This is a genomic window from Paenibacillus sp. 1_12 (assembly GCF_900114475.1).
Lineage (GTDB): Bacteria > Bacillota > Bacilli > Paenibacillales > NBRC-103111 > Paenibacillus_S.
In genome coordinates, this window is sequence record NZ_FOTE01000002.1 from 353,695 (window position 1) to 367,892 (window position 14,198).

Below are 14,198 nucleotides of genomic sequence, written 5' to 3' on the forward strand. Positions count from 1 at the left end.
TAAAGCTCCCCTTTCATTCTAGTTCTTCACGATTTACTTGCTCAGCAATTGGATCGAATGTACGGCATTCTCCAGTCGCTGCCATTGTTCTTCAGTCTTCACCGCATCGTTAATCCGTTCACGAACGGAATACACATACCCGTTTTTTTCGAATACATATTCGATGAGCGTATAGGGTATATTTTTGCTTTTGTATGTTGTTGTGAACTTTCTGACGTTCGTACCAAATAACTCTTCATCCGCAGCGGAATTTTTGTAATTTGCATCGGCCTCGATATTTTTTTTATGATCCTGCTCAATGCGTTTTGTTGTCTCCTCGAGACTTGAACGGTCATCAACAGAAATGCCCAGGCTGCCTCCATTAAAGCTGAATTGCGCGGACGGACTATCAAGCTCTCTCTGGTAAACACCTTGCCAAGCTTCGGGAATGTGGAGTGTGTACATATATTTTTTATTAGTATAAGTTATGGTTTTATTAAGATCGCTCAGATCGTCTATATCCTGAATAAAACCGAGTGAACGATTGACGCCATCCTTGGTAAAGGCAACAGACTTCTCAAAGCTGCTGAGTAGTGTTTCCATCACTTCACCACCAACAGCTCTCGGAAAGGTGAATTTTAATTCGTACTTGTACTTGTCTTTCATAATATAAAAGACATGTGACTGGCGCCACTTATCACCCATAGTCGAAGCATAACGCTTGGCAATAGCCGTGATACCGCCAATCACTGCATCCTGCGATTCCCCGATTTCCTTATAACCCTCTGTGTAGGAATCATTAAATTTCGCCGACTGTCTTGCGACCCAATCCTTCAACGTATCACCGGACGCGGCTGAACTCACCTGTACAGATAAGGTTTGCTCGCCATCCTTGCTTGAATAATTCAGACCATTGCCCCAATCCCTCTTATTCCATTCCAGAGGTGTATCAAAGACAAGTCCGTATTCTGTCGTCACCGTATTTCCGGCTTGATAGGCAGAAATATCCTTTAAGGAAGGATTACTTGCGTCAAACGAAAGCACGAATGAATCCAGCAGATCGTTGTAGCTGTTTCGCTTGATCGCGTTGTTGTAGGAGTCTTCCTTCTCGACTGCCAGTGTCAGGTAGTAAACTTTATCTCCTTTGGAGAAGGCACGTATTTGGTAATATTCGCCACGTTCATTTTTTCGTACAAGTAATAGATATGATTGCGGTTTTTGCTCGACAAATCTTTTTTCCAAAGTCGTCCCTTTGGCATCATCGGCCAGTTTTTTCATTAAACCAACAGGAGAGATATCCTCGCTTTGTTTTTCTTCAATGTTAATATTAATGGCAAACTCGCCTTTGGCATCGACAAGGAGTACACTATTGCCTTGCCCCGAATCTTCATTTGCTTTGACAAGACCTGCCGGATATTTCATCGACCAGCCGTAATGACTATCACCAATCCATGTCTTGCCTTGGTCTGCATCAATATATGAACCGTCCACATCCTGAATAACGTTCTCAGCACTTGAGTGCTCTTCTCCCAGCACAACCTCGATGATTCTGGAGTTACTTTTAGATTGAATCGTCAGCTTGACCTTTTGCTCCGGTAAATAGTTCTTTAAAGCCTCATTGTATTCTACCTGATTACGTGTTGGAGTAGAGTTGATTGCGAGCAGCACATCACCTTGCACAATTCCCGCCTTAGCGCCAGGAGAATCCGGTTCTACATAAGTGACCTCCAGACCATTGCTAGAAGGCAAACCAACAACAGCCTCCCAGCTTTCACCAAGCTCTAAACCCAAGGAAGGACGCTTTACTTTGCCATATTTAAAAAAGTGGTCCAGCACATGCTGTACAGTTGCCACCGGAATCGCAAAACCAAGACCATCCACGCCATACTGGACGTACTTGAGGGTGTTGATCCCAATAACTTGTCCTTTCATATTGACCAATGCACCGCCGCTATTGCCAGGATTAATCGCCGCATCCGTCTGGATTAGCTGATACTTGGACAGCACCGAGCGGTCCATTCCACTAACGATACCAGAGGTAACCGAGTTGCGAAGCGCAAAGGAGAGCGGCGTCCCAATCGCCATAACGGATTCTCCGACTTTTAGATCCGTCGGATCAGCCAACACGGCTGGGCTCAGCCCTGACGCCTCGATCTTCACCAAAGCCAGATCACTTTCTTCATCAAAATGTGTGGTTTTACCCGGATACGTCTGACCGTCAGAAGTAACGACCACGATATTGCGCATATTTTTGACGACATGGGCATTGGTGAGGATGTACCCGTCGCTTTTTACGATAACTCCGGTCCCGTGAGCAAGATCATACCGGTTTTTTTCCACTGCTTTTTTATTATCGATCGGTTTACCAATGATGGCTACGACAGATTTGGTCGTTTTTTCGATAACCGCGGGAACAGCTCCCTTGTCTACTGCGGCATCCGCATAAACGGCTGTGCTTGCGAAAGACACAAATAGTATCGCAGCAAGGACTGACAGCACGAAACGTTTGCCTGCCTTTTGTAAATAATTCAATTTAAATTTCACCCCGTTCATAAGTTAATTGGCTTATTTTTCCACATAAATACTCTAACAGAATCAAGCACAAATTCCAATACATTGATATTTAACAATTGACAGGTTTCATAGCTGATGATATATTATCCATGTATTCCACTTGGAATAGTTATATTAATTAGCTACCGGACATCCGGAGACTGGCCTTTAGGCTATAGTCTCCTTTTTTGTTTGTCTACCCATGGTCTGTAAACCTATTATATGTTTAGGCGGTGATTCTTTTCATGAACAAAACCTTGTCCACATTAGCTTTCATGCTGCTTCTTACCGTTCCACTCGCAGCCTGCTCCAAACTGCAGTCTGCTGCGGAAACTGCCTCCAGTCCTACTGCAGCAAGCTCCGAGCCGATTAAGCTGACCTTTTATTCAAGCGGCCCAACGTTTACGAATACCGAATTCAAAAATCAAATTAAAGAACCCGTCGAAAAGAAATTCCCCAACATTCGGATCGAACGGCTGGAGCCTCCAACGGGAACGACCATTCAGGAATTGTTCTCATCGGGTACAATACCGGATCTTGTTTTCGCAAGTAATTTCAACCCTCTACGCAAGCTTAAAGCGATTGAGGATTTACGCCCATGGATCAAAAAATATAATTTTGACGAAAGCAGACTCAAGCCTCATTTATACAATTATATCAAGGCCGATTCCGATACAGGTGAAATTTCAGCGATTCCTTACAACTCCAATCAGCATATTCTCTATTATAATAAAGACGTCTTTGACAAATTTGGTGTGCCTTATCCCTCCGACCAGCAAATGACATGGGAGCAAACCTTCGAATTAGCCCGACAGCTGACCAGAACTGAAAATGGGGTAGACTATATCGGACTCGATGTAGAGGGCTTAACCGGTTTTTCGAAAAGTCTGGCCCTGCCGATTATTGATAAATCGGGAAAATCGCTATTAAACACACCGGAGTGGATACGGGTTTTTAATGCAACTAAGCAAAGCTTCGAGATTCCCGGATTTTTGCCCAAGGATCCCAAAGATCCAACCAAATACTTATATGGCCGGGATGTATTTATGAAAGATCGTACGATGGCGATGCGACCTGCATGGCTAGCTAACATGGTCGGACCGATGGAGGAGCTGCGTCAGCAAGGAATTGAAGTAAATTGGGATATTGCCCCCGTACCGAACTTTGCCGACCAGCTTGGCAAAACCAGAGAAGCGCAGGTGCACTCGCTCGTGCTCACCCAGCAAAGCAAGCACAAGGACGAGGCATTTCAGGTTATCCAATACTTGCTGTCCGATGAGGTACAGCGCATCATTTCACGCAACGGGCGCGTGCCCGCTGTCATCAATCCGGAGCTGGAAAAGGAATATGGCGCAGACGTTGGCACCTTAAAGGGCAAGAAAATCCAAAATATTTTCGTTGGTCAGCCGCTCCAGGATCATAGAATTCATGAATTCGAGGGTGATGTGACGAAATTTGTGACGGATGCCAACAAGGACCTCGCCAAAGGCGTAGACGTCAACACTGCGATCCGTAAAGCATCGGAAGCGATTGACAAGGAAGTCGAACGACTGCAGAAAAACCAATAACAGCTTCCAGTCTCCGAAACAAAAGCCTACTCAAATAACCCTCCAAACTCGTTTAGAGCGAATTTGGAGGGTTATCCGTTTCTAAATTAATTGTAAAAATCTATGCTTTCAATTGACTACCAAGCGTAAGCCTCCGGTGCTGGCTTGCCGGGACCCGGGAAAATTGCGTCCAATTTGGTCAGAATTTCCTGGTCTAGCTTGATTTCCACTGCTCTTAGCGTATCCTCAAATTGCTTTAAGGTCCGAGGTCCAATGATCGGTGCGGTAAGTGCCGGATGAGACAATACCCATGCCAATGCAACATTCGCTTCACTTTCTCCCAGCTCTTTGCACAGAGCCGAGAATTGCTCCAGCTGTGAACGATGCTTTTCAATAGCCTTGGCCTGATTCGCAGTTCTTGAGCCTGCGTCCGGATTCAATGCATTTCCTCCAAGAAGACCTCCTGCCAATGGACTCCAAGCGATAACACCGACTCCATGATGTTCCGATGCTGGAAGCACCTCTAATTCAGGCTCACGGCAAAACAGGCTGTACTTATGCTGTTCCGATACGAGCCCAAGGAAATGACGCTCCTTCGCTTTGGCCTGTGCCAAGGTAATATGCCAGCCTGCGAAATTACTAGAGCCGATATAATCAACAGTTCCCTGCTGAACCAAAGACTGAAACGCCTCCCATAATTCTTCCCAGGTCGCATTTCGGGCGATATGGTGCATTTGATATAATTCAACATGATCGGTTTGCAACCGCTTTAAAGAAGCTGCCAGATGGCGGCGGATTTTGTAAGTAGATAATCCTCTTTCCATATTAGGACCATCATTCTCATCCTCCATAGTACCATAGACTTTGGTAGCCAGCACGACTCTCTCCCGACGATTCCCACCTTGAGCGAACCAACGCCCAATGATCTCCTCGGTCCAGCCACGGCGCTTTTCTCCTCCATAAACATTGGCCGTATCAAAGAAATTCACTCCGGCATCCAGTGCGGCATCCATAATACTGAAAGCTTCCTTCTCATCAGTCGAAGGACCAAAGTTCATTGTGCCTAAACAAAGACGGCTCACTTTAAGTCCAGTTCTTCCCAAGAATGTGTACTCCATTAATACTCAGCTCCTTTGGTATATTTAGTCTACCTCTTAAATCATAACCAATAGTTGAGAGAATAGAAAGAACTGACCTTTTTATCATTTAATATCCTCGAGTTCCTATAGTTACCTGTAATAAAGTGAAACTGAGATTGAACCCCATACCTTGGATAAACTATTCAATAGTGCGATGAGTAAGATCCAATGAAGAAACAGATTCGATCACCGAACGGTACACCAACCGACCCATAGCATTGCCTATGACTGTTGCAGTCCCAGCATGCTGATGGATAATACCTCGATAATAACGAGGATCGCAAGCAATCACCATCGCATCCGAAGTCGTTCCAGTAGCTATCAGGTTAGTCTCAGAATCTTTGATCGACATATCTTGAAGTGCTGCCGCCTTCGCTTCCGTAGCTGCCATTATCCCTTCGAGCATAGCTGAAGCCGTCATGGAGCCTTGTACAAATATCATGATGTTAATCGTACCCGATCGATACGAGGAATAGACAGTTCTATCCAGGCCAGCCCGGGCCGCATTCCCAACACCACTCGTTGTACATACAAATAGACCAAAATGGTCATTTGTTTCCTCCTGAACGGATGCAAATGACAAATAAGCGGCTGTCATCAGTCCAACGGTTTCCTTTACCGGATAGCCATATTCATGAACGCTGTTCTCCAAACTTTTTTCGGGTATAGTGCTGTCAAAATCTTTGGACACGTGTAAATTAACAAAATAAGACGAGCTTCCCATGCCGCCGCCCAATATGGCGCTTCCCAGCGTGTGAAGCTTCGACTCCGAATAAACAAGAATATGTTGTTCTTTTAAATGAACCGAAAGCTCAGGCCAGATCTCCGGTTGATAAAAGGTTGTATTTTCTTTAAAGGGTAGTACCATCTGTTCACCCCTTGTCGTATTTTCGTTAAAACCGCTGCATTACCTTGACCCCGCTTGTTGTGAATAGTGCCAAAAAGAAGACAGTAAAGCTTTATTATTCGTGCGGGTGTTTCCCTTCTAATGAAATGGAACGAAGAGTCTATAGAAAGACTCTTCGCATGGAGTAGAATATGATTTATCGAGATTGGTTCTTCGTTTTCTCATAAGCCCGAACAACGACTGCCGCGGTCATTTCTCTCGTGACAGGAGCAGCAGGAGCAAATCGGCCTTGATCGTCGCCTTCCATATAGCCGTGCTCTTGAACTGCGAGAATGGACGGAACCGCTAGTTCATATGCTTGGTTCATGTCTGTATAAACCGCTCCTTCGGAACTCGTCGCTTTTAATCCAAAAGCGCGAGTCATGACAATAGCCATTTCTTGTCTCGAGATACTGCGGTCTGGGGCAAACGTGTCAGCAGTAACACCGTTTACGATTCCTTTTTCAACCGCTTTGGCCACGTACCCGTAATACCATTGCTCTGATAAGACATCGGTAAAGGAAAGCTTCGTGTTCGCATCGGGAGCTTCCCCGAGAAGACGAAGCAGTGTCGTCACAAACTGCGCACGTGTAAGCTGATCAGCTGGTGCGAAACGGTTGTTTTCGACTCCTTCCATTAAGCCGTATTCCCGTGCTTTCTTTACATATTCAAGTGCCCATCCAGAAATCTGAGCATCGTCAGCAAACCCAGAAGAAGTAACGATTTGCGGTGGCACGCTTTCCGAATGAGTAGAAAGTCGATCATATGCTGAGAGCGCCAATAGCGCCTGTTCGGTTGGAATACTTGTAGACGATTCGCCATGAATATGAGCGAAACCTCCGTCCGATTGTTGATAGCTTAATAGATTCGCAAGTACATTTCCGTCCGCTTTGATAAAGCGCGGATCATTAGGTCCGATACCCAGATGAGATAACGCCATTAATACCCAAGCAGCGCTCTCGCTATTTTCCTGACCGGACAACTCGAACCCGCCACTCTTGGCCTGCTGCTTCGATAACCAATCGATGGCTTTGTCAACAGCCGCTTTGATGTCGGCACGGTCTTTCATGGGCGAAAGCGATACTAAGGCCATACCAGTCAAATCGACATTAGTTGTATCCCCTTTTTCCAACGACCAGCTGCCATTGCTGTTTTGCTGCTCCAGCAACCACTGGACTAGACTCGCTTCATTCCATTTCGATCCAGTTGGAGCCATATGTCCGTTTTGCTGCAGCACCATTAGAGCAAATATCGGTCCGTTCGTACCTTGTACAGTCATACGATCATTATTATATATCTTCTCGATGAGATCAACACCCGCGATGCTGCGGGGATTTCCGCCTGCTGCTTTAACGCCGAGCGCCATCCGCTCGTAGTCGGTCACATTGCGAAGCTGACCGTTCTTTTCCTTCAGCAGCATTTCCGTTTGCGCAAGATAAGAAGCAGGGACAGCTTTACCCGCTTCCGCAAGTGCGTAAGCTTCCCAATCGGACAAATCCGAATGGTTCAGTATATGCTTGGCAGCTGCCTCGATCACAGCTCTTACATCAGGTACGCTTGTTATCACTGAAGGCAGCTTGCTCTTGTCGATCACGGCAAATTTCGTAAAATGATCAACGGCTCCCGTAACGATGCCAGTCGCTCCGTCCACTGCGGCCGGAATCGGGATCCATTCGTTCGTTTCCTCATTCAGCCAAACCATGGCCAAGCTTTCAAGATCGTTTATATCCAATGGTACTTTAATTGAAATATATACGGGTTTATTGAACTTCGTTCCATTTGGAGTGAATTCGAATAAAGAAGATGACACCTCTTTACGATTGCTTGCATCCAGCTTCCGTATCGTTATCATAGTTTGTTCGGTCAGTGCTTGCTTCGGTATTTGGAGAGTTATTTCCTCCTTAGAATCGGACAATACAGCTCTCTCACTTGCTACTTCTTTATCAATAGCAACCTCATTCTTCGCTAGCTCATCTCTGAGTCTCATCGCTGCGGTCCAATCCATTTGGTTCTCTGGATTCAACACGGTAACTGTTCTTACCTTCGGATCAGCCGGCTTTCGATTGCTGTAACCGATGCTCAATTGGCTGATGCCCTCTTGAACAGCCTGCGGAAGTATCACTTCTCCCTGCGTATTGACTGTGCCGTTACCCAAACCCGAGCTGCAGACAATCGTGCCGGATGCCTTCACGTCATTACCGTTGTTGAGGGTATAACGCCAATCTACTTTATCACCTTGTTTTAATTTGTAGCTGCTCGCGCTTGTACTAGGGTAAGAACAGTTGACAGCATACATCCAACCGCTCTGCGGACCTTTATCGAATTCGCGTAGCCCATCAATACCCGATACATAAATTCCTTCGCCTTGCCCTTTCCCCTCAACACGGTCCGCCCCTAATGCTCTTACCAACACTGAATAAGGGGTATCATTCATTTGGAAGTTTACATTTTGCAGCGATAAAATGTCTCCTCGTGATTCATCCCCGGTCACACTAATTTTGACAGATGGCGTTACTGGAACACCTCCGCCTCCCCCAGTAACCTGTGGCAGCACATTGAGCAGCTTCGTTGTACGAACTATCTTAGGAGCAATGCCTTCACCATAACCCGTAACCGTTAGGACATATGCCCCACTGTTCATTCCGCTGAAGGAAGCAATCCCGTCCTGGTTCGTCATCATCTCTTGACCCGCTGCACTCACTTTCACTGCAGACGCAGGTTTGACCACAGTCGAGTTGGCCTGCCAATCCCAGTAAGCCGTTTTCACAGCAACGGAAAAACCTTCTCCGCTTGCAGGCTGTTCCGGACTCACTATGATCGAATCAACAATAAATGTCGTTGGGTTATAAGACGCGTCAACACCGCCAGAATAGATTACAACATGGTCATCACCCTGAAGCTGGAACGTATCCATGCCGACCTGCGGATATACCCATGCGCCGCCTCGCCAAACCATGAAGCTCCAGGAGTCGGAATCATTCTTGATCGTTTTTACGTAATTGCCGTAAGAACTACTGTTTATTGTATAGTGGATCGGTTGTGAATCTAATACTTTTTGTAAAGCTCCAAGTACCGTTTTATCTGTTTGGATATTTACAACCCCGTCAGTAACATGCTCCTGTGAGCCTTCAACGGTGATACTGACATGAGGACCTGAACCGATTGTTGCTACTTTTGTCGTACGAACGATTTTGGGCGGCACATCGGGAATATAGCCGGTAACCGTGAATGTGTACGTTCCTGCATTCAGACCCGCTGAAAAGAAGGCAACACCATATTCATTCGTCGTTGCAACCATTCCGTTAGCTTCAACCTGTACGCCGGAGGCCGGACTGATAACTGGATTTCCGGTTGCCCAATCATTAGCAGCCTTTTCTACAAATACAGCAAATGATTGATTTGCCTGCGGAATCTGCGGCATTACTGATACTGATTGAACCAGATAAGTCGGTGGGTCCCATCCTCCGATGTATACGACCAGCTTGTCGTTTGCTTTCAGTTGGAAGTTAGGCATGCCGACTGCCGGAAATATCCATCCTCCATTGCGCCATACGGCGTAGTTCCAAGAATCGGCTTCCCCTGCTATAGACTTCACGTATTTCCCGAATGACGGGTTATCCAACACTTGATACTCAATCTGTTTTTCCGTTAATAACGTCAGCAAGGCATCAAGGGCATTTGTTACAACTGCTGTCCCGCTCGTTACGGGCTTATGCATCCCTTCAACTTGAATACTGACCTTTGGCGCGTCGCCAATCAACAAGCTCGTTTGAGCCCGAATCAATGCTGGTTTGCTTTCATAGGTATTTCCCGTCACCGTTACGGTATGTATGCCGGCTGGCAATCCCTGAAACGAGGCCAGTCCTGAATTGTCGGTAGTACGCTTTTGAGCTCCAATCTCAACATATACGCTAGAGGCGACACTTACGTTTGGTTCAAAAAGGCCCGTAGTCTTCACCAATAATTGAAATGATTCATTCTCCTTAGGCTGCGCCGGAACTGGATTCACCGAATCCACTAATTTGGAAACGTCGAATGCTCCGTAATATACCCAGACTTCATCGCCAGTCTTTAGCTTATAGCCAGATATACCGGTTTGCGGGTAGTCCCACGCTCCCTGACGTTTAACATTGTACATCCAATCGTTTCCGTTAACTCCTGCCTTAACACCGTTAATTTCCTTTAAACTTCTTCCATAAGACCCCTCAGGGATATCCCGTTGTATTCCTGATTTAGCTAGAAGCTGATCTATGGCGTCATAAGCCGTTACTCCATACTCCTGCCCATGGATAACCGTTCCGGTTGGCCCCTCGACATGAACTGTGACCAGTGACTTAGCTGCTTCGCCACTGTTCCCCGAATTCGTTCTCCGTTCACCGGGATAAGTTCCCCCGTCCGGATTGATCGCATGGTATGCAGCCATTGCCTGCAGCGCTTGATTGGTCGGCATAGACGTAGAAGTCATCGACTGTAAATGCGCATATCCCCCATCCTTTTGCCGATAAGTGAACAAATAAGTTAAGGGGTCGCTTCCGGACTTGCGGAATCCATCACTTTTTGCATCGATACCGAGTGCTGACAAAGCGATAATAACCTGCGCTGTACTCTCGGCATTCTCACCGCCGTCACTATATCCACCGTTGCTGAGCTGTTTCAATTGCAGCCACTGAATCGCCTTGGACACAGCTCCCTGTACCTCCGGCTGCGCTTTGTAAGGAGCCAACGCGGTAAGTGCCGCTGCTGTCATATCCACTCCGCCATCATTGCTTCCGGCTGAACAGCACCAGCTGCCGTCCGTATTTTGCTTACTCACTATTTCCTGAACCAGACTGCTCTTGGTCCATTTTACACTTGCAGGCACTTTATAATTCTTGCCCGAATCTAACGCCCATAAAGCATAAATGACACCGTTATTGCCCTGGCTCGTCAAACGTTCGTGATTATAAATTTTTTCAATTAAATCATGCCCACCGACCGCATTCGGGTCCCCGTTAGCTCCTTTTACCCCAAGCACCATACGGGCGTAATCCGTAACTAACGTGAACTGCCCGTTTTCCTTAATGACCTGCGCTGTTACTGCATTCAGATAGCTGGCTGGTACCGGCTTACCCGCCTTTCCTAAAGCATAAGCATCCCAGTCGCTGAGCGTATCTAAATTCAAGAGATAGCTGCCCGCATCCTCAATCGCTTCCGATATCGTTATAGTACTCGGTTGTGAGGTATTGCCCAACACAGGAGATATAATTCCAACTGCTTGTGCCACGAACATAATGATAACTAACCATAAACTTACTTGAGTTCTCCGAAACTTGCTTCCCATCCGTCCGCTTCCTCTCTTTTTAAACAAAATGCAAAAAAGACACCTTCCCATGAAAGATGCCTGCATATATACAAAGATAAAACTGCAAAACGCGTCCTTAACAGGACCACCTCTAAAAAAGCAATCAGCGCATTTCCGTCTTACACCTTCCTATATCGCGTAGGTCCCATGGGTGTAAAAGAACAGGCAGGTCTCCTGACAGGCGAATGAATGCGCCTATTCTCTTATATCTATTCAGTTGGCAACTAACATAGTAACATGTCTGCTGATTAGCGTCCATACTGTTTGTTACAAGCAATGGGGAACCTGCAGCCGGCTAAAGTGAATGGTTGGACTCGAAATGGCTCTGCCCCATTCTTAAACTTCTACGTGCAGGCTCCACAATGCTTTTCCGCCTGATTTCTAGATATAATTGCCTCAAGCACTTTTGTCAAAAGGGGTCGATTCCTGTATGATTCACCTTTTACGAGTGCTCTTCGGTCATTTTGGGAAGATATCCGTTCCCGTCAAACTCCAAAGCTTCCGGCTCACCGATAATTTCAATATGAGCTTGGGACTGGATCTCGGGAATTAATGCTTCCGATACATAAGTATATTCCAAATGAAGCGTATTCGGAATACGCACAATTCTTGCTTGTGACGCTTCGATCCCCCAGTTACAGCGTAAGGCCACTTGAAGCGCCTCTTTGTCATTATCGATCACCATCGGCACCATACCACGCATAATGAAAGAGCTGGTAATGACGTTCTCATTCGTTATTTTCATATCAATTTTATCAAAAAAGCGTTTGGTGGTCAGATCGGCAAGCCCCATTCCAAGCGCATTTCCATGGGAAGGCTCACTTAAATCACTAGCCACAATATATTTAATCCTTGGACTAGCCAGCTCCTCCTCCCCCAAAATCCGCATTCTACCTATTATATTGGTGTCCATTCCCGTTCCACTGTAGTTTTTGCCGATTTCGTCAACGAACAGCACATCGATATCGTCCACAGGAAGCTTGGGCATCATACTTTTCGAAATTTTCAAAAGCGCCTGCTCCCGCTCCACAATTTGCTTCGTTTCGATTGCCTCAATAATGGCTGTTTGATCAAAAGCATTTTCCACAATACCCAACCCGAATAAAACATTCAATTTATCAAGTGTGACTTGACCTACAGCAGGCATCAAATCACGAATCCCATGAATCCCGTACGAATGAAGCAGCAGCGCTTGTTTATGCTTTCCAATACCAATTGCCGCCATTTTGACAATCCCGCTTTCAATCCATTGAGATGATTTGAAGTCGGTATGCACTTTGATTCTCGCAATCACGATAACCGCATCACTGGCAAGAATGTGATTGTCTGCATATACCGCAAGTCCTGCCGCAGTCTCTCCGATTTGTGTGACATCCAACGAAGAAAGAATTGGAGCTCCACAATAATCCTCAGTCACTCCCAAGCCATGCAGCACCTCGATCTGTCCTTCAGCGGTCGCCCCCCCGTGGCTGCCCATGGTTGGTATGATTCGCGGCTCGACCCCAAGCTTCCTTAGCTCATTCACCACGTTTTTGATGATCAAGGCGATATTGGCAATTCCTCGGCTGCCTGCTGTAATCGCTACCTTCATCCCCGGCTTAACCTTATCGGACAATCGGATAGCTTCCATTTGCTTGCTGATTTCTGCTTCAATATCGTCGATCCTGGGTCCATCAAAATGCTGTTTAACCTTTACAAACTTTGGCAGCAACATCGGATGTATTCCTCCTCGTAATGTTTTGGACTACTTCTATCGCTTTGGCGCTAATTCGATTCCTTGACGTATCGCTTCCAAAAGGCTTTTTTCATCCGCAATGCCCTTGCCTGCAATATCAAATGCGGTTCCATGATCCACACTTGTACGTATAATTGGCAAACCCACCGTAATATTGACTCCTGCATCCAGACCCAGTACCTTGATAGGGCCATGCCCCTGGTCGTGATACATCGCTACCACAATATCGTAATCACCGCGAACTGCAAGGAAAAATAACGTATCCGCAGGCAAAGGCCCTACCGCGTTAATCCCTTGCTGCTTGGCGCGTTCTACTGCTGGCACAATAACCGCTTCCTCTTCTCCATTGCCAAACAACCCGTTTTCCCCAGCATGAGGGTTGATTCCACATACACAAATCCGCGGCTCTTCATAGCCTGCCTTTTTCAATGTATCATGAGCCATCTTAATTACAGAGTATACACGTTCAGCCGTAATCGACTTCACCGCATCGATCAGGCCCATATGGGTGGTAACATGAATAACTTTGAGTTTAGGTGAGCTAAGCATCATCGCGTAATCATTCGTTGCGGTCAAATCCGCCAAAATTTCGGTATGTCCGGGGTAATGATGTCCACCCTTCTGAAGCGCCTCTTTGTTCAGTGGTGCCGTACAGATGGCATCGATCTGCTCATTCTTCGCAAGCTCAATCGATTTTTCCAGAAAACGGAACGCAGCATCGCCAGATTGCGCTGAAACCTTACCGTAAGGAAGGCTGTCGGGCAATAAATCCATGTCGAGACAATTCACTATTCCCGCTTGATCCAAAGCCTGTTCAGGTGATGAAATCGAATGAACACGCAATCCGGTTTGTAGAAACAACTCTGCTCTTGATAAAAATTTGGCATCGCCGATTACAAGGGCTCTGCATGTCTCAAATACTTGTGGGTCCTTCAAAGCTTTCATAATAATCTCCGGGCCAACACCTGCCGCGTCACCCATCGTAATTCCTATTATCGGTCTATTCATGCTACTTATC

Annotated in this window: 7 protein-coding genes; 1 reads left to right on the forward strand and 6 read right to left on the reverse strand. The window is 46.3% G+C overall.

Going from position 1 to position 14,198, the window contains the following annotated elements; all coding sequences use genetic code 11:
- Positions 1 to 33: 33 nt before the first annotated feature.
- Positions 34 to 2,511, reverse strand: coding sequence for a S1C family serine protease (locus tag BM210_RS05705; protein WP_256223251.1), 2,478 nt, complete (start codon positions 2,509 to 2,511; stop codon positions 34 to 36).
- A 266-nt stretch (positions 2,512 to 2,777) separates the two neighbouring features.
- Between BM210_RS05705 and BM210_RS05710 the strand changes: the two genes are divergently transcribed.
- Positions 2,778 to 4,100: an ABC transporter substrate-binding protein gene (locus BM210_RS05710; RefSeq protein WP_091165468.1), complete on the forward strand. Its 1,323-nt coding sequence runs from the start codon at positions 2,778 to 2,780 to the stop codon at positions 4,098 to 4,100.
- Positions 4,101 to 4,216: 116 nt separating this feature from the next.
- Here BM210_RS05710 and BM210_RS05715 read toward each other — a convergent pair whose 3' ends face one another.
- The 5 genes from BM210_RS05715 to pdxA form a co-directional block, all read right to left on the reverse strand.
- The gene (locus BM210_RS05715) at positions 4,217 to 5,197 is read right to left on the reverse strand and encodes an aldo/keto reductase (RefSeq protein ID WP_091165469.1); all 981 of its coding nucleotides are present in this window, start codon (positions 5,195 to 5,197) and stop codon (positions 4,217 to 4,219) included.
- Positions 5,198 to 5,357: 160 nt separating this feature from the next.
- Complete coding sequence (locus BM210_RS05720) at positions 5,358 to 6,086, reverse strand: adenosylcobinamide amidohydrolase (RefSeq protein WP_091165472.1); 729 nt, start codon at positions 6,084 to 6,086, stop codon at positions 5,358 to 5,360.
- A 175-nt stretch (positions 6,087 to 6,261) separates the two neighbouring features.
- Positions 6,262 to 11,424: an S-layer homology domain-containing protein gene (locus tag BM210_RS05725; protein WP_177237644.1), complete on the reverse strand. Its 5,163-nt coding sequence runs from the start codon at positions 11,422 to 11,424 to the stop codon at positions 6,262 to 6,264.
- 463 nt (positions 11,425 to 11,887) lie between these two features.
- Positions 11,888 to 13,159 carry a nickel pincer cofactor-dependent isomerase, group 22 gene (locus BM210_RS05730; protein WP_091165477.1) on the reverse strand — a complete coding sequence of 424 codons (1,272 nt, stop codon included), beginning with the start codon at positions 13,157 to 13,159 and terminating at the stop codon, positions 11,888 to 11,890.
- 36 nt (positions 13,160 to 13,195) lie between these two features.
- The gene (gene pdxA, locus BM210_RS05735; RefSeq protein ID WP_091165478.1) at positions 13,196 to 14,188 is read right to left on the reverse strand and encodes a 4-hydroxythreonine-4-phosphate dehydrogenase PdxA; all 993 of its coding nucleotides are present in this window, start codon (positions 14,186 to 14,188) and stop codon (positions 13,196 to 13,198) included.
- Between the last annotated feature and the right edge of the window lie 10 nt (positions 14,189 to 14,198).